The sequence below is a fragment of the Paenibacillus aurantiacus genome (genome assembly GCF_042431225.1).
Taxonomy (GTDB): Bacteria; Bacillota; Bacilli; order Paenibacillales; family Paenibacillaceae; genus Paenibacillus_Z; species Paenibacillus_Z aurantiacus.
The window spans coordinates 340371-356091 of the sequence record NZ_JBHMDO010000017.1 but is presented as its reverse complement, the minus strand read 5'-3'; the positions used below and the strand labels follow the sequence as shown (position 1 = coordinate 356091).

Below are 15721 nucleotides of genomic sequence, written 5' to 3'. Positions count from 1 at the left end.
GCAAGCGCAATGCTCTATATCTTCAGCGGACTGCCCGGCGCGGGCAAGTCTACCTTATCAGCCGCTTTGGCCCGTGAAATACGTGCAGCATATCTCCGCGTCGACGTCGTGGAGCATGCGATGCGAATTGCCGGGAATTGGGTTGATGGCCCTGAGGGGTACATCGTCTGTTACGAGATCGCAAAGCAGAATCTGAAGTTAGGGCTCGACGTCATCGCGGACACGGTCAATCCGATCCCAATTACGCGCCAAGCTTGGCGCGACGTGGCGGAGGCGCTCGATCTGCCGTTCGTTGAGATCGAAGTGGTGTGCTCCGACGAACGCGAACATCGGCATCGCATCGATACGCGCGTTATCGATATTCCCGGTTTTACGCCACCGACGTGGGAAGCGGTCAATACGTGGCATTACGAAGCGTGGGACCGGGAGCGCATCGTCATCGATACCGCGCATCAATCCTTGGAGGAGAGCTTGATGGCGCTGCGGGAGAAGTTGGCGCGAGCAGGGGACGTCGTCGACGACTAGTGAACGCATAGGACCGTCCGTTATAATAAGCAAAGGAGCTGCTTCCGCAGCTCCCGAGCAGAGGGGGATAGATCATCCGGGCCAATGGATGTGATCTATTCCTTTTTGGCGTTCTCCGCATTCATGGCGAATCCTCGATTGTTCGCGCAATGCAGACGGTGACGCCTTTGCTTTCGATGGCCTCAATCGCTTCGATACTCGCTTCCTCGTCCGTGATCAGCAGATCAATGCCGGTAATGGGTCCTCCCTTAACGAAGAAGTCGACGCCCAGCTTCTCATGAGGAGCCAGACAAATCTGCCGCCTGGAAATTTCGGCCGCCACTCTGCCGAGCGTGGCCACTTCGGGGGTCGACGTGCTGATCCCGTTCTTGGAGATGCCCCCGCCTGTCACGAAGCAAATATCCAAGGTGAATTGCCGCAGGAATTCATTGGCCAGCGCATCCGTTATGCTGCCTGAGCGTTTCACTTTGCCCCCAAGCAGGTAGACGTCGATAGCTTCGCGATCTTTTAACGTATCGGCGACCTGGATGGAGTTCGTGACGACTGTGAAGGGTACGTTCGGCAGGAACTTCAGCATCCCGAAGTGAATGCCCGCGCTGCCGATGAAGACCGTGTCCTGCTCCTTAATGAAGGAAGCGGCCTTCCTCGCAATCGCATCTTGATGCGGGGCCCCGTCACGGTAACGCACATCGGGCGGTAGAGGCGCGGTGCGGACCTTTAAGCTGGGGATGGCTCCGCCATGCGTGCGTTTGAGCAGCCCCTTCTCCTCCATCAAGGTCAGGTCGCGCCGAATGGAATCGATGGATAACTCGAACAGGTCGGCCAAATCCTTGGCAAGAACGCGCCCGTTCGTGTGCAGAAGCTCCAAAATTTTGTCGCGCCGTTCATCCGAAAACATGCAAATCGCCTCCGACTGGAAATTGTAACCACCATTACGAATCCAGTTTATTCATGTTTATTCTGGTTGTCAATTGTTTTTGATTCATGACATTTCGGTTTTATTCATGTTTTAGGGCAAGTGACATCATTCGCAGTATTGGTCAGGAATCGGAATGACCACGTTTCGTGAATCAAGGGATGCAACTATTTGCCCGCGACGTCGTCAGATAGGGTGTTGGAGGAATTAGGAAATCTACTTTACGGAGGTTCGTCACGATGCCTTACCCCATGGTTCATTTCGCGATCGCATCGGCGCTTTGTTCGCGCCAACCGACGCCTGCATTCTTGATCGGAAGCATTGCCCCCGATGCCGTCCATGTTAGAGGACAGGTGACTAGGGCAGAGAAAGGCATCACTCATTTTGTCGCGGAGGGTCAATTCCCGAGTCTTGAAATGCTGAGGGCAGCATGCTTGCATTATTCGAGCCAGAACGATGATGCCGATTGGCAAGCGTACATACTCGGCTATTTCGCGCATATCTATGCGGACATCCGTTGGACGGAGACGGTCTACGCGGATTTCGAGAGGGCCTATGAAGGCGATCGCGAGAATATCCGGAGGACCTATAATACCGAGTCGGAGCAGGTGGAATTTGATCTCTTGCGGAGTTTGGTGGAGGCCGAAGCGATGCTTGACCAGCTGCAACCGGCCGATGCCTACGCGATCGAACCGCTGCTCGCCGACGCCGAAGTCAGCCAATACCGGGATATCAAGCTGGCTTGGCTTCGCATGAAGGACAATGAACCCCGGATCATGCCCGCGTACTTAAGAGAGGACGTGATCCGGCATTTTGTTTCGAAGACAGCGATGGAACTGCGCGAGCTCTATCAACAGTGGGGGCTGCAGCTATGAAAGGGTGAGGTGTCGATTAGCGTTTTCGCTCATTATCTCCAGATTGAACCCATGGGATGATGTTCGACGTTTCATGAGCGGTTAGCGGATTTTTGTCCTCGAACCGCGTGGACAGGACGACCAAGGTCGTTGAGAATCCATAGGCGTTGCAGGCTTCGAGGAAGGTTTCCAGCGTCTCGCCGGTCTCGGTGACCACCTTCAGCAAATAATTGAATTCGCCGCTCGTTCTGTAGAAATCCACGATTTCGGGGGCCGCCTCGCTGAACGCTTCGAATTCCTTGCAATGATTGGATTTGAATAAGACGAACGCCGTCGTATACTTGCCCAGCTTGGATGGGGAGATCTGCGCGCGGTAACCCGTGATGACCTCCCGTTCCTCCAATCTCCGCAGCCGTTCGGTGACGGCCGGCTGCGACATCGCGATCATCCGGCTTATCTCCGAGACCGTAATCCTGGCGTTATCGTGCAGAATGGATAGAATTTTCATATCGATCTGGTCCATGAACAGGTCACCTCATTTTATTAACGTTTGCCTGGGAAACGACGATAGAAATAAGGTTTGGCGCCCCAAACGCCTTTATCTTCTTATTCAGATTGTAGTGCGCATGCCATAAAATGTCACTATAAACGAATGAGGGAGACTGAGGACCATGATCACGAACAAAACAAGAACGACTGAAGGCTTGAATCATGTGACGACCGGCGACGGCGTACGGATTGCGTATCGGATCGAGGGATCGGCCGAGAAGCCGGTCCTGCTGCTGGCGAACTCCATCGCGACCTCGATGAACATGTGGGATGGGCAAATCGCCGAGCTTACCCGTTATTTCCGCGTCCTTCGCTACGATTACCGGGGGCATGGCGGCTCGGATACGCCGGATGGTCCGTATTCGTTCGACCGATTGGGGCGGGATGTCATCGAACTGCTCGACGCGCTTGGATTCGAGCGCGTGCATGTGCTCGGGCTGTCGCTCGGCGGCGTCGTCGGGCAATGGCTCGGCATCTATGCGCCGGAGCGGGTTGACCGGCTCATTCTGAGCAATACCTCCTCTTATCTGGGGCCAGCCGACCAATGGGAGGGCTTGATCGCCTCCGTGCTGGAGCCGGGGAAGCTGCCGGAATTCGCCGATATGTTCATCAAGAACTGGTTCCCGGCGCACCTGCTGGAGCAGGAGAACGCCGTCGTCGCTAAGTTCCGCGAGATGGTGCTGGCTACGCGACCGCAAGGCATTGCGGGAAGCTGGGCGGCGATCCGCGATATGGATATGCGCCGGACGGCTGCGCTCATCAACCACCCGACGTTGGTTATCGCGGGACAGTATGACACCGTGACGCTTCCCGAACACGGCGAGCTCCTCGCCAAGACCGTCCCTGGCGCGCAGCTGCTGATCTTGCCTGCGGTTCATCTGCCGAATGTGGAGTTTCAATCCGAATACCTTCGGGCTGTGTTTGAGTTTTTGCAAGCGGAATAAAGGTACGACGATGAGGCAGCCGATCAGAGATCGGCTGCCGTTTGACCTTCCATAGATCGCTTCGCTCCAGTCACGGGCGTAATCCGCCGATCGTGTAACCGCCATCTACGAGTATGCTCTGACCGGTAACAAAACGAGCGTCGTCGGAAAGAAGCCAGAGCACGACATCCGCCACGTCTTCGGATTGGCCCACCCGCTGCAAAGGAGTTTGCTTAACGAAGGGGCGCGCCGTGGTCTCGTCGCTTAGAACCTCCTGCGACATGGGGGTTGCGATCATTCCAGGACTAACATTGTTAACTCGGATGTTACGAGGACCCACCTCCAACGCCACCGTTCTCGTCATGGCATCGAGGGCTCCCTTGGAGGCTGCGTAGCCTGAAGTGCCCGGCATTGCCCCATGCGCGGTCCACGAAGACGTGTTCACGATCGAGCCCCGGATTCCACGGTCGAGCATGGCCGCGATCTCGTATTTTAGACAGGCGAACACACCGCGCAGATTGACCGACATCACCGTATCGAAATCTTCAAAGGATAGCTCGTGTAGAGGTGAGAAAGCACCAAGGGTGCCGGCGTTATTCCAAGCGATATCCAGACTTCCATACACGTCCAGCGTCTTGTTGACCAGCGCTTCGACCTGGCGAGGATCGGCGACGTCAGTCTGAACAGCGAGGGCCCTGCCGCCCTGAGCGATAATTTCATCACACACGTCTTGAAGCTCCTTCGTTCGTCGACCGGCGATGACGACATTGGCGCCTTCCCTGCCGAGTCTTAGCGCAGCAGCACGGCCCATTCCGGTGCCCCCTCCAGTGACAATCGCGGTCTGGCCCTCAAATCTCTTCTTGTTATCCGCGTTCCCCATTGCAATCATTCCCTTCACCTATTAAATACCGTTGGCTATTTCATTATATTTAGGTAAGTAATATACTTAAAGTACGCAAATTAATAATACCAAGTATGATAAATGATACCATGCAAGGGGAGAGCGGGATGGCCAATGCTCCGGAAAGAAAGTGCCCAGTCGAAACGACGTTTGATGTTATTGGCGGAAAGTGGAAAGGGGTCATTCTTTATCACTTAATGAGCGGAACGAAGCGGTTCGGCGAACTTCGCAAAATTTACCCGCAGGTCACGCATCATATGCTTACCTTGCAGTTGCGGGATCTCGAACGTGAAGGGATCATCGAGCGCAGAACGTACAATCAGGTGCCGCCCAAGGTAGAATACTCGCTAACTGAATTTGGTAAAACCTTGAACCCCATTATTTCGCTGATGAAAGAATGGGGGGAGCTTTACAATGAACGGGCAAGCCGGCCTCCTCATTCTTCGGACGATTGACACAAGATTGGGTCATACGGGGACGTACATCCGGGCATGCGAAAATAGAGGTGAATACCCATCCACCCCTATTGCTCCATATGCGTACGTCTCCACATCGTCCTAGCGATTATTCGTACTACAGGAATCTACCATTACGCAGGATTCACAGCGAATATGGAATGAACATTCCCCTCGGGATCGCCGAAGAAGCCCGCAGTATGACCCCATGACTTGACTTGTGGGGCTGTGACGTCAATGGCTCCCTTCGTAACGAATTCATCGTACAAGGCGTATACTTGTTCTGGCGTATCGCATTGGAAATTTAGTTCAACGGCTTGTCCTTTGCGACTTTCCCCGAAAGAAGAGTAGCCGTTGGTATTATCCGCCATCAGCGATTTCGAGCAAATCGCCAATCTCACGCCTGAATTACTGAATTCTACGTAATGCCCCTCGTCTACAACAATCGTAAATCCCAATACATCCTCGTAAAATCTTGCCAATCGAGCAACATCGTCAGCTAGCAGTGTAATGCCTTCCAGTTTTACGATCTTCATGGGTTTGCCCCACCTCCATCTTGAGTGTAGCACACTGCAAATCGATGGGGGCGATGCTTTTTCATCATGCTGCTTACATTCACGCCTCCTTCTAACGGCTCCGGTTACCGACCGTCCCCCAGCGAATATAATGCCAAGGAACGCAGGCGTTATATAAAAGGAGGAACCCATGTCTAGACCATTATTGAACGCCCGGGCGCGGATCAACGTTACGCCTTCGAAACCGCGCATCATCGCGACGATTCCGGTGAGCGGGCAAGTGGGACAGATCGCCGTGAATCCGGCAACGAACCGCGTGTATTATACGCTGGCAGAACGCGGGTTAGGCGTCCTGGACGGCAAGACGAACAAGATCGTCGCCACCGTGTCGACCGGCCAGATGCCGCTCAACGTGGCGCTGAATCCGAGAACGAACCGCGTCTATGTCACCAACTGGCTGGATGGCAGCTTAACGGTCATCAACGGCGGCACGAACCGGGTCATCAAGACGATTCCCATCGGCGAACGCTGCGACGAGATTGCGGTCAATCCGGTCACCAATCTCATCTATGTCGCTTCGATCTCGCTCTCCTCGAGCATCGGCAGGCTGACGGTGATCGACGGCAAGACGAATACCGTACGCAAGCGCATCTCCATTCAAGGCCGTTTCTCCACCCTCGTGGTAGATGATGTGACGAACCGGATCTATTTTACCAATACGAGCAAAGATACCGTCTCCGTGCTGGATGGAAGCAGCCAGAAGATTCTCCGCACGTGGAAAGTAGGCAGCAATCCGGTCATCACGCCTGTCCTGAACAAACAGACGAAGCAGCTGTACATTCCCAACAACTTGAGCCGGTATTGTTCCATCTTGGATACGGCGAGCGGTACGATGCGGAAGCTGCAGCTTGGCCGTCTGCAAAGCGAGATCGTCCTCAATCCGGTGACGAATCGGGTGTATATTACTTCAGCGCAGGAATCGTCGAAAGGGCTGCTGTACGTCATCAACGGCAAAACGAACCGCGTTGTCCGGACGAAGACGATCCCGACCTATGCGAGCTTGTACCTCAATTCGAGAACCAATCATCTGTTCCTATCCGAGGATGTCGACTCTAAGCCTGATCCGTTGACCGTCTATAACGGCAGCAGCCTCAAGCGAATCGCGGTGCTGCAGCCCGGAGAATCGCTGGGCGGCACAGCCGTCAACGAACGGACCAACCGCATCTATAAGGGCGGAGAGAAGACGCTGGTCGTGATACAAGACTTTTGAACATGGGGCTGCTCTCTCGGGGGCGGCCCTTTCGGCTTAACCTCCTCTAAATTCGCCATGAAAAAAACTGGAATTTTCCCAGTATCAAGGTGACGTCCGGTGTGATATACTAGCCCCTCGTCGACAAATATTCCAGATTTTGTGAGGGGGATGAATGGTGCCGCTGCAAACATATAGGAAGCGGTCCAAGCGTTACGGGTGGATCCTGTCCTACCTGAAATCGTATTACCTGGGCGTCGCCTGCGTCGTGCTGTGCGGGGTCGTCATCGCGCTGGGCGAGCTGGCGCTGCCCAAAATGATCGAATACGTCGTGGACGACTACTACCCGAATCGGGATACGGCGTCCTTCCGGTATTTGCTGCTTGGGTTCGCGGGGCTGATCGTCGTCATTGCCGTCGCGGCCGTCGTCCGCAACATGCTGCAGCGAGTCGTCGGCACGAAGGCTTCGCGCGACCTGCAGTTCTCCGTCATGAAGCAGATTCGCCGGCTCGGCTTTGCCTATTATGAACGCCACCCGGTCGGCGAGACGCTGTCGCTCATGAACGAGCAGGTCTTCGCGGCGCAGCGGCTGTACAACCGCTTTTTCCCCGAGATGCTTGAGAGTGCATTATTCGCGGTGCTCGCGTTCGTGTTGATGGCCCAAAACAGCTGGATTTTGACCGCAATCACCATTCCTTGTCTGCTCGTCTATTACTTCATTGGGCCATACATCGATCGGAACGTCTCCAAGTGGGGGCGGGAAATGTACAAGACGCGCATCGACTTCAACAAGAAGGTATATGAGACGGTGTCCGGCTTGCGTGAATTTCGTGCGTATAGCGCGGAAGCGTGGGACTTACAGGAGAATCTGCGGCATTATTCCGGGGTCAAGCGAAGCACGCTCATGTGGGTGATCTACATCCACGCCCGGTTCAGTCTTCGCCAAGTGTTCTTTAATATCGGGACGATCGTGCTCTTCGTTGTCGGCTATTCGTTCATTCGAGACGGTATGCTCACCGTCGGTGGGTTCGTGTCCTTCATCCTGCTCTATGCCGCCTTGATGCTCAAGCTCTCGACGCTGATGAGCAACTTGATCGAGCAGACGATGGTTATTCAGCAGATGGAGCCGCTTCATGAGCTAATGCGGCTTGAACCCGAGGTGGCCGAACCGAAGCAGGCGCCCGGGCCGCTAGACGTGCAGGGGCAACTGCTATTCCGTCAGGTCCGCTTCGGCTATCCGAACCGTCCGGATGTACTGAAGGAGGTCAATCTCGAGATTCGGCCCGGGGAACGGACCGCGATCGTCGGCACGAGCGGGGGCGGCAAGTCGACGCTGCTCAAGCTGGTGTGCCGGTTCTACGACCCGCTTGAAGGCGAGGTGCTGCTGGACGGTCATCCCCTGCCGAGTTTGACCTTTGAACAAATACGCGGGTCAATCGGATACGTGTTCCAGGAGTCGTATTTGTTCGGCATCTCGGTGCGCGAGAATATCCGGTTCGGCAAGCCGGACGCGACTGACGCAGAGGTTGAGGAGGCGGCGCGGATTGCGAATGCCCACGAGTTCATCCTGGGCCTGAAGGACGGCTATGATACGCTCGTCGGCGACCGGGGGATCAAGCTGTCCGGCGGACAGCGGCAGCGGATCGCGATCGCGCGTATGGTCATCAAGCAGCCGCGTATCGTGCTGCTCGACGAAGCGACGTCCGCGCTGGATAACGTGAGCGAGGCGGAAGTGAAGATGGCGCTCGACCAAGTCATGAAGGGAAGAACGGTCATCGCGGTTGCGCACCGGCTCTCGACGATTCAAGATTTCGACCGCATTCTCGTGTTGGATGAAGGACGTGTGGCCGAGGTAGGCCGGTATGATGAGCTGCTGGAGAAACGGGGCGTCTTCTATCTGATCGCGATGGGCCAAATGCCAGAGCGGGAGGAAGCCGTATGAGTTACTTGAGATGGGTGGGCGGCTGTCTGCGGGAGATTCGCAAGGAATTCGGCCTGGCCGTACTGCTCGTACTGTTTGAGACAAGCTTCGGGTTGCTCGCGACGTATATGCAGAAATTCATCATCGACGACGTCTTCGTGCAGGGGCAGGTCGGCGAACTGCCAAGATTACTGCTATTCTTCGGGATCTTCGTCGGCCTGAACGCGGTCCTGGGCGTCTGCGCGCCGTACGTGCTCGTGCGAAGCGAATATCGGATGGTCGAGGTGCTGCTGGTGCGCATGCTCAAGCACTTCTACCGGTTCCCGTTAGCTAAGGTCCAGCATGAACGCAGCGGGTTGTATGTGCAGAATCTAACGAGCGACCTGCACGAGACAGGGTCAGCGATCGGGTTCATGATCCCGAGATGGATTCAGCAGCTGGTGCAGATGATTGTGCTAATCGTGATTATCGGGATCGCAGGACCGTGGATTCTGGTCAGCATGCTGGCGATCGGCGTGCTCTACGCGGCGGCGGCCCGTTATTTCGGTCAAAGGATGAAAGCGGCGAATGCGCGCGTGCAGCAGAAGAGGACCGACCTCATGATCCATATCGAGGAAGGGATCTCCTCCACGCGGGAGGTGATCGCGTTCCATCGGGCGGAGTGGGAGGCGAAGATTTACCATGCGCTGTTCCGCGAGTACTATGAGGCGGTTATGGCGGAAGGCCGGACGACGAACAGTCAAGTACTGCTCAGCGCGCCGCTCCGTTATGTGGTCAACCTCGTCGTACTTGCTTTCGGCGGCTACCAGCTTATGAACGGGCAGCTCTCGCTTGGGATGTTCGTCGTGCTGCTCCAGTTCGCCAATCAGCTGATGGAATGCTTCCAAGGTCAGTTCAACTTCGCGATGATGTTCATATCCAAGATGGCGTTCATCGACCGGTTGCAGACATTCTTCGGCGCGGAAGCGATGGATGAAGGGACAGAGTCACTTGAAGGGAAAGTGCGGAGTCTTCGGTTTGAAGCCGTGGATTTTGAATACGAGGCGAATATTCCGGTACTGCGGAACGTCTCGCTAACGCTTCCGATCGGGCGCAAAATCGCGTTCGTCGGCACAAGCGGCGGCGGCAAATCGACCATCGCGCAGCTGCTCATGCGGTTCTACGCCCCGACGGGCGGCGCCATCGTCGTCAACGGTGTCCCGCTGTCCGAGCTCCGGATGAACGATTGGATGAGCCGAATTCACATCGTGTTCCAAGATCCGTATTTGCTGGCCGATACGATTCGCCGGAATGTCGCCTTCGGCAAGCAAGCGACCGAGGAAGCGCTGGAGAATGCATTGCGCGGAGCTCAAATCTGGGATGCGATTCAGCGCTTCCCAAAGGGGCTCGAGGAGACGATCGGCGAGCGCGGCATTCAGCTCTCCGGCGGGCAGCGGCAGCGCGTCTCATTAGCCAGGGCGATCCTCGGCGACCCGGAAATTCTCATTCTCGACGAAGCGACCTCATCGCTGGATATGGAGACCGAACGCGAGATGCAGCGCGCGCTCGACGAGGTGCGCGCAGGGAAGACGACGATCATTATCGCGCACCGGCTGTCCACGATCCAGAACGCCGACGTCATCTTCGTCATGCATCAAGGGCAGATCGTCGAGCAGGGCACGCATGGGGAATTGATGCGCACCGGCCAGGTGTATCCGGATCTGGTTCGAACACAGGAGGAGCAGCGGGTGCGGAGCGACCGGCAAGAGATTATCGCGTAGCGGAATGCGGCTGTGAAACGCGGTTCATTAGGGATTATTTTCCCGTCCGTCAGCTTAACGCACAAGGGAGTCCTAAGTCATCGAAGATGGCTTGCGGGACTCCCTTTTTTGATGCGAATGCGCAGCTTGGCAGCCTCATTGCGCATACGGCTTCGTCAACGCGCAAACGGATTGCTCGAATACCGATACCGGCAGGCTGTCGCCGAGGATGTACCGGTAGATCGCCATGCCGCTTTCCAGCGAGACGATCGCCCAGATCAATGCTTCAGGCGTTAAGACAGCATCGTCATGCTGAGCGAGCAGCGGCTTGACGTCATCCGTCAGGCTGCCGACCATGCGCAGGATCATATCCGCGAATGGTGCACGGACGCTCTCTTCGCGCATGGCGTATAGGATGAACTCCATCTTCAGCATGTCCCACGTCCGGCTCTCCTCAAGGTCGGATTCGAAGCCGTGGACCAGGAAGGAGACGAACGCCTCCAGCGTCATCGGCTGCTGCGCGTGTTCCTTCATACTTGCCACCTCGGCATGCAGCTGCTGCTCGAACAAAGTGAGGAACAAGCTCTCCTTAGAATCGAAATGCGCGTAAAATCCGCCTTTGGTGTAACCGGCTTCGGCCGCGATTTTATCCACGGAAGCGCCGTAAAACCCGAATTGCGCAAAAATGCGGGCGCCGGCATCCTGCAGGTGCCGCCTAGTTTCTTGCTTGCGCTCTTCGCGCGTCATGCGTTGTCTTGTCATCGTATCCCCCATATCCGCCGCTAGGTCAACATACATATTGACAATGATACCATATGGAATTAAGATACCAAATAGTATTTGAATACTACTTGGTATATGTTGAGGAGGATGCGAGTTGGAGACGATTGCGGATCGGGTAGTAGCGTTGAAAGACAGCCAATGGATAGTCGGGATCGGCATCATGGACGCGGCGCGAAGCGAAGGGGAATCGTTGGAGACGCGATATTGGCAGCAGATTCGAAGGGAGGAGCTGAACGATGTCTAAGCTGATGGCGATCGAATGGCGCAAGCATCGGCTGAGCGGCTATGCCCGGGCGACGGTCTGGGTTACGCTGCTGCTGGCCGTGTCCGGGTTGCTCCTGCCTCTGCTGGTACAAGCGGATTCGGGGAGCGTCGATGCGCTATTCACGGATTACGGCGGCGCGTTCGGCTACATCAATCTCATGACGGGAACGGCGTTCATGGTGCTGGCGAGCGTGCTCGCATCGAAGCTCGTCGTGGGCGAATACGTCAATCCGACGATCCAGGTACTGGTCACGTATCCCGTCAGCCGAACAAGATCGATGCTGGCGAAGCTTGCGGTCATCGCGGGTTGGACGTTCGCCTCGGTCCTAATAGCAGGTCTGCTCGCGAGCGGGGTATTCTGGGCTGGGAACCTAGTCTGGCATTTCATCGACCTGCCCCTGACGCTGGCAGAGACGGCTGATCAGGCACTCACGCTGGTACTGCTTGCCGCCTCTTCCGCGGGACTTGGCCTGCTATCCATCCCTGTTGGATTGCGAACGAAGTCGGTGCCGGCCACGATTCTGTCTACGCTGCTGATCGCGGCGGCATTGAATCTTGTGACATCGGTTGGCGGGGCTTCTTCCTTGCTCTTGTACGTTTCCTTGGCGCTCGGAGGAGCCGGCTTCCTGTTGGCGTTCCTCGCCGCTATCCGATTGGAGCGTCAAAATGTCTCGAATTTATAAGTCACGGAGGCGATGAGAGAGACCTCGAATCGTAGTTGTTATGCAGCGGGAGTAAGCGGAACCTCCCCCTTTTCAAAGCTAGTGCACCATTCTACAATGGATTGCATGAGGAGAGGAGGAGCACGCAACATGATTCGACTGTGCCACCGACAAGATGAGGATCAAATTTGGGCAATCATTAACGATGCGGCCCAAGCATACAAGGGTGTCATTCCGGAAGATCGGTTTCATGATCCTTATATGACGAAGGAAGAGCTGCTTCATGAGGTCGAGAGCGGCGTTGTTTTTTGGGGCGTCGAAGAGGACGGAGAGCTGGTCGGCGTCATGGGCATCCAGGATAAAGGCGAAGTTGCCTTAATTCGGCATGCTTATGTACGGACGGCGAGACGTCAAGGCGGTATAGGGGGCCGGCTGTTGGAGCACATCGCCGGACGCGTCGAGAAGCCGATCTTGATCGGCACCTGGGAGGCGGCCGTCTGGGCGATCGCGTTCTATAAGAAGCATGGCTTCGCGCTTGTTCCCGCAGAGGCGAAGCGGGGATTGCTGGAGCGGTATTGGCAGGTGCCGGAGAGACAGATCGAGACGTCGGTCGTGTTGGCTTCTGCCGGCTTTGTCCCTCAAGACTACGTTTAAACGCCCCGCTCTTGGGGGTTTCGCTTTAATCGGCTTGGCGTTCCGCGAACCTTGATTGCCTCACATCGCGGGTCTCGTGAATCATGACTCGTCCAATCTGGCCGGGGGCGTGCGAGATGCTCACATGATAAGGGCTGCTCTGACGAAGAGCAGTCCTTTTGTTTGTGAACGGTCGGACCTCATTCGCGTTTAACCGTTAGCTCGCCGCGGACATAGTTGAAAACGCTTTCTTATGCACGCTGCCGAAAAACCGCCCGAATCATTGACCACATGCGGGCTAAAACCTACAATGTCAGTATAGCTAACATGAAAATCGCAGGCAGGTCATCATTTTGCAGCTGAGGAGGGACGCCATGTCCAACAAGCGGGAACAGGAGATTTATCGGGAAATCAAGCTGGCGATTACTCAGCACAAGCTGCTGCCGAACACGCAGCTCATCGAAGACGCGCTGGCCGAAGCCTTTCGGGTCAGCCGTACGCCGATCCGCAACGTGCTGCGGCGCCTGGCGATGGAGAAGCTGGTGACGGTCATTCCCTATCGGGGCTCGTTCGTCTCATGTCCGAGCGTGGAGGATGCGAGAGCGGTGTTCGAGATGAGACGTGTTATGGAACCTTCCATGGTGCGAAAGGTGTGTGCAGCGGCTTCGACGGACCAAATCGCGCAGCTCCGCGAGCTGCTGCGGGAGGAGCATCAGGCGAGTCATGCCGGCGACGTCGTCGGCGCGCTCGACGTGACGGTTGATTTTCACTTGAAGCTCGCCGAGCTGGCCCACAATTCCTACTACTATACGTTTCTGGAGGAGCTCATCTCGCTGACGTCGGTCATCATCGCGCTTTATGGCACGAACCAGGCGTTCTGCCGGGACCACGAGGAGCTGGTGGAGGCGATCATGCTCAAGGACGGCAATCTGGCCGCCCGCATCATGACGGATCATCTGCTGCAGATCGAACGGTCGCTGGACTTCTCGATCGCGACGGGCAGCGCGGCGAATTTGTCGGAGATTTTCCAAAGTTAGGGTAAGTTGAACTAATACTTTACAAGAATTTGCTGCGCAAGAGTGATGATCTTCCGATAAAAGGGGATTGGTTTGCGTTCACTGTCGTAAGACAGGGAATGCAGCATTCGCCGGCACGCTGTTGTTCACGGATTTCTTGAATTTAAATTTGAGAGGTAGATATCCGTTCACAAAGGAAGATTGGTTTGTGTTTCTGTGAGGAAACACAGCATTCTTCCAAGGCGAACGCAAGCGTATGCTTTCGAAGCAGCTTTCTAAAGAAAGCTTTCAGCTTCTCAAGATTCATCTCTCTTTCTCCGCATCTAGTTCGTTTTTTAGTTCAACTGATTTTTTTTACCCTAGATTGTATCCAATTTCGGATGCCAAATTGTAGGTCACTGCGGGAGAGAAACGATTGGGGAGTGGGGACTATGGGAAGAAGATTGGCTGGGTTGGCATTGAGCGCTGCCGCGGCTTTGCTGCTGAGCGCCTGTTCGAACGAAGCGGCGCCAACGAATGAGGCGTCGTCCGGGACGGGAAATGGGGACGGGAACGGCAAAATCTCGATCACGCTCATGCATCGGTATCAAGCGTCGAATATCGGGAAGAGCCCGGAGGATACGGCGGTGCTGGACGGGGTGGAGCGGTTCAAGAAGGATTTTCCGAACGTTACGCTCGTAGAGGAGCAGCTGCAGAACGAGGATTACGCGATCAAGGCGCAAGCGCTGGCCGCCGCGGACGATATGCCGGACGTGTTCATCGTGCCAGGCTCGTGGATGACGAACTTCGTGGACAACGAGATCGTGCTGCCGCTGAATGGAGAGCTCGACAAGCGGGCGGCGTGGCGGGACGGCTACCGGAGCGGCACGTTGGACGCGGGCACGCGAGACGGCAAGGTGTACGGCATTCCGATCGCAGCCGGCCCGACCCATCTGATCTACTACAATGCCGATCTGTTCACCGATATCGGCTATGATCACTTCCCCGCCACCTGGGACGAGGTGATGGATGCCGGCCGCAAGCTGGCGGACAAGGGCGTCAATCTCTTCTCCTACGGCGACAAGTCCAAAGGCTACGCCATGTCCAGCTGGATCAGCGCCTTGACCGACCGCCATACCGGGCCGGAGTGGACCGAATCGATTCTGAGCGGGGGCGGCGCGGCGTTCACCGATCCGGGCTTCGTGAACGCGATCTCCATCATGTCCGATTTGTCCAAGGCCGGCTATCTCAATAAAGACATGAATTCCGTGGACGGCGATACGATGGTGTCCTATTACTTCGAGGGACGCTCGGCGGCGTTCGTCAGCGGCATCTGGTCGGCGATGAACATCGTTAACAATGCGCCGGAGGCGGTGCGGGAAGCGACGAAGGTCGCGGTATTCCCCGGCGTTGCGGGCGGCAAGGGCAACCCGCTCGCTTCCTCCGGCGGCGCGGGCGTCTACTACAGCGTCCATGCGGGCATCGAGCCTGGACCGAAGCTGGACGCGATCATGACGCTGCTCGAATATATGACGGGCTCGCAGAGCGCCAAGCTGATGGCGGAGGTCGGCGGCTTCCCGGCGTTCGATCCAGGCGAATTCGATACGACGAAGCTGCATCCGGTCGCGCTTGCCGCCTATGAAGCCAGCGCAGCGGCGGATGCGACGAAGATTTTCGATCTGTGGTTCGACGCGTCGATCGTCGAGGTGATCAACACGGAGATCCAAGGCGTCATGTCCGGGTCCAAGACGCCGGCGCAATTAGCCGAAGCGGCGCAGCAGGCCTACGAGACCTTCCTAGCCCGGCCATGAAGGGACTTGAACTAAGGAGGTGATCG

The 15721-nt window shown here is 56.2% G+C and carries 17 protein-coding genes; 12 read left to right on the top strand and 5 right to left on the bottom strand.

All coding sequences use genetic code 11. The features are described 5' to 3' along the window. Nucleotides 1-9: 9 nt before the first annotated feature. Complete coding sequence (locus ACFFSY_RS10325) at nucleotides 10-525, top strand: P-loop nucleotide/nucleoside kinase family protein (protein ID WP_377493456.1); 516 nt, start codon at nucleotides 10-12, stop codon at nucleotides 523-525. 121 nt (nucleotides 526-646) lie between these two features. Here the strand turns inward: ACFFSY_RS10325 and ACFFSY_RS10320 are convergent, their stop codons facing one another. Further along, complete coding sequence (locus ACFFSY_RS10320) at nucleotides 647-1423, bottom strand: DeoR/GlpR family DNA-binding transcription regulator (protein ID WP_377493454.1); 777 nt, start codon at nucleotides 1421-1423, stop codon at nucleotides 647-649. A 257-nt stretch (nucleotides 1424-1680) separates the two neighbouring features. Between ACFFSY_RS10320 and ACFFSY_RS10315 the strand changes: the two genes are divergently transcribed. Then, on the top strand, nucleotides 1681-2316 hold the full coding sequence (locus ACFFSY_RS10315; protein WP_377493452.1) for a zinc dependent phospholipase C family protein: 636 nt from the start codon (nucleotides 1681-1683) through the stop codon (nucleotides 2314-2316). Nucleotides 2317-2332: 16 nt separating this feature from the next. On the opposite strand, the gene ACFFSY_RS10310 is transcribed toward ACFFSY_RS10315, so the two are convergent. Beyond that, nucleotides 2333-2818, bottom strand: a complete 486-nt coding sequence (locus tag ACFFSY_RS10310; RefSeq protein WP_377493450.1) for an Lrp/AsnC family transcriptional regulator — start codon at nucleotides 2816-2818, stop codon at nucleotides 2333-2335. 148 nt (nucleotides 2819-2966) lie between these two features. Here ACFFSY_RS10310 and ACFFSY_RS10305 point away from each other — a divergent pair, with 148 nt between their 5' ends. Then, complete coding sequence (locus ACFFSY_RS10305) at nucleotides 2967-3788, top strand: alpha/beta fold hydrolase (RefSeq protein ID WP_377493448.1); 822 nt, start codon at nucleotides 2967-2969, stop codon at nucleotides 3786-3788. A 70-nt stretch (nucleotides 3789-3858) separates the two neighbouring features. Here ACFFSY_RS10305 and ACFFSY_RS10300 read toward each other — a convergent pair whose 3' ends face one another. Further along, nucleotides 3859-4656 (bottom strand): SDR family NAD(P)-dependent oxidoreductase, encoded by a 798-nt coding sequence (locus ACFFSY_RS10300; RefSeq protein ID WP_377493446.1) that lies wholly within the window; start codon nucleotides 4654-4656, stop codon nucleotides 3859-3861. Nucleotides 4657-4775: 119 nt separating this feature from the next. On the opposite strand from ACFFSY_RS10300, the gene ACFFSY_RS10295 reads away from it, so the two are divergent. Further along, entirely contained in the window at nucleotides 4776-5123 is a 348-nt protein-coding gene (locus tag ACFFSY_RS10295) for a winged helix-turn-helix transcriptional regulator (RefSeq protein ID WP_377493444.1), read from the top strand. A 134-nt stretch (nucleotides 5124-5257) separates the two neighbouring features. Here the strand turns inward: ACFFSY_RS10295 and ACFFSY_RS10290 are convergent, their stop codons facing one another. Further along, nucleotides 5258-5659, bottom strand: coding sequence for a VOC family protein (locus tag ACFFSY_RS10290; protein WP_377493442.1), 402 nt, complete (start codon nucleotides 5657-5659; stop codon nucleotides 5258-5260). A gap of 169 nt (nucleotides 5660-5828) precedes the next feature. Between ACFFSY_RS10290 and ACFFSY_RS10285 the strand changes: the two genes are divergently transcribed. The 3 genes from ACFFSY_RS10285 (at nucleotide 5829) to ACFFSY_RS10275 (ending at nucleotide 10568) form a co-directional block, all read left to right on the top strand. Continuing rightward, nucleotides 5829-6908, top strand: a complete 1080-nt coding sequence (locus tag ACFFSY_RS10285; protein ID WP_377493440.1) for a YncE family protein — start codon at nucleotides 5829-5831, stop codon at nucleotides 6906-6908. Nucleotides 6909-7065: 157 nt separating this feature from the next. Then, complete coding sequence (locus ACFFSY_RS10280) at nucleotides 7066-8829, top strand: ABC transporter ATP-binding protein (RefSeq protein ID WP_377493438.1); 1764 nt, start codon at nucleotides 7066-7068, stop codon at nucleotides 8827-8829. Then, nucleotides 8826-10568, top strand: a complete 1743-nt coding sequence (locus ACFFSY_RS10275; RefSeq protein WP_377493436.1) for an ABC transporter ATP-binding protein — start codon at nucleotides 8826-8828, stop codon at nucleotides 10566-10568. The genes ACFFSY_RS10280 and ACFFSY_RS10275 overlap by 4 nt, the downstream gene beginning before the upstream one ends. Nucleotides 10569-10703: 135 nt before the next feature. Here ACFFSY_RS10275 and ACFFSY_RS10270 read toward each other — a convergent pair whose 3' ends face one another. After that, the gene (locus tag ACFFSY_RS10270) at nucleotides 10704-11309 is read right to left on the bottom strand and encodes a TetR/AcrR family transcriptional regulator (RefSeq protein WP_377493434.1); all 606 of its coding nucleotides are present in this window, start codon (nucleotides 11307-11309) and stop codon (nucleotides 10704-10706) included. 115 nt (nucleotides 11310-11424) lie between these two features. Between ACFFSY_RS10270 and ACFFSY_RS10265 the strand changes: the two genes are divergently transcribed. The 5 genes from ACFFSY_RS10265 (at nucleotide 11425) to ACFFSY_RS10245 (ending at nucleotide 15695) form a co-directional block, all read left to right on the top strand. Next, nucleotides 11425-11574 carry a hypothetical protein gene (locus tag ACFFSY_RS10265; RefSeq protein WP_377493432.1) on the top strand — a complete coding sequence of 50 codons (150 nt, stop codon included), beginning with the start codon at nucleotides 11425-11427 and terminating at the stop codon, nucleotides 11572-11574. After that, on the top strand, nucleotides 11567-12277 hold the full coding sequence (locus tag ACFFSY_RS10260) for an ABC transporter permease (RefSeq protein ID WP_377493430.1): 711 nt from the start codon (nucleotides 11567-11569) through the stop codon (nucleotides 12275-12277). The genes ACFFSY_RS10265 and ACFFSY_RS10260 overlap by 8 nt, the downstream gene beginning before the upstream one ends. A gap of 129 nt (nucleotides 12278-12406) precedes the next feature. Beyond that, entirely contained in the window at nucleotides 12407-12910 is a 504-nt protein-coding gene (locus tag ACFFSY_RS10255) for a GNAT family N-acetyltransferase (protein WP_377493428.1), read from the top strand. A gap of 353 nt (nucleotides 12911-13263) precedes the next feature. After that, nucleotides 13264-13926: a GntR family transcriptional regulator gene (locus tag ACFFSY_RS10250; RefSeq protein WP_377493426.1), complete on the top strand. Its 663-nt coding sequence runs from the start codon at nucleotides 13264-13266 to the stop codon at nucleotides 13924-13926. A 410-nt stretch (nucleotides 13927-14336) separates the two neighbouring features. Continuing rightward, nucleotides 14337-15695, top strand: a complete 1359-nt coding sequence (locus tag ACFFSY_RS10245; RefSeq protein ID WP_377493424.1) for an extracellular solute-binding protein — start codon at nucleotides 14337-14339, stop codon at nucleotides 15693-15695. Nucleotides 15696-15721 lie beyond the last annotated feature (26 nt).

Bases quoted from the DNA above. Each gene is read 5' to 3' on its own strand.
- ACFFSY_RS10305 (WP_377493448.1), top strand. From the start codon at position 2,967: ATGATCACGAACAAAACAAGAACGACTGAAGGCTTGAATCATGTGACG.
- ACFFSY_RS10245 (WP_377493424.1), top strand. From the start codon at position 14,337: ATGGGAAGAAGATTGGCTGGGTTGGCATTGAGCGCTGCCGCGGCTTTG.
- ACFFSY_RS10295 (WP_377493444.1), top strand. From the start codon at position 4,776: ATGGCCAATGCTCCGGAAAGAAAGTGCCCAGTCGAAACGACGTTTGAT.
- ACFFSY_RS10285 (WP_377493440.1), top strand. From the start codon at position 5,829: ATGTCTAGACCATTATTGAACGCCCGGGCGCGGATCAACGTTACGCCT.
- ACFFSY_RS10315 (WP_377493452.1), top strand. From the start codon at position 1,681: ATGCCTTACCCCATGGTTCATTTCGCGATCGCATCGGCGCTTTGTTCG.
- ACFFSY_RS10270 (WP_377493434.1), bottom strand. From the start codon at position 11,309: ATGACAAGACAACGCATGACGCGCGAAGAGCGCAAGCAAGAAACTAGG.
- ACFFSY_RS10290 (WP_377493442.1), bottom strand. From the start codon at position 5,659: ATGAAGATCGTAAAACTGGAAGGCATTACACTGCTAGCTGACGATGTT.
- ACFFSY_RS10300 (WP_377493446.1), bottom strand. From the start codon at position 4,656: ATGATTGCAATGGGGAACGCGGATAACAAGAAGAGATTTGAGGGCCAG.
- ACFFSY_RS10325 (WP_377493456.1), top strand. From the start codon at position 10: ATGCTCTATATCTTCAGCGGACTGCCCGGCGCGGGCAAGTCTACCTTA.
- ACFFSY_RS10250 (WP_377493426.1), top strand. From the start codon at position 13,264: ATGTCCAACAAGCGGGAACAGGAGATTTATCGGGAAATCAAGCTGGCG.
- ACFFSY_RS10320 (WP_377493454.1), bottom strand. From the start codon at position 1,423: ATGTTTTCGGATGAACGGCGCGACAAAATTTTGGAGCTTCTGCACACG.
- ACFFSY_RS10260 (WP_377493430.1), top strand. From the start codon at position 11,567: ATGTCTAAGCTGATGGCGATCGAATGGCGCAAGCATCGGCTGAGCGGC.
- ACFFSY_RS10310 (WP_377493450.1), bottom strand. From the start codon at position 2,818: ATGGACCAGATCGATATGAAAATTCTATCCATTCTGCACGATAACGCC.
- ACFFSY_RS10275 (WP_377493436.1), top strand. From the start codon at position 8,826: ATGAGTTACTTGAGATGGGTGGGCGGCTGTCTGCGGGAGATTCGCAAG.
- ACFFSY_RS10255 (WP_377493428.1), top strand. From the start codon at position 12,407: ATGATTCGACTGTGCCACCGACAAGATGAGGATCAAATTTGGGCAATC.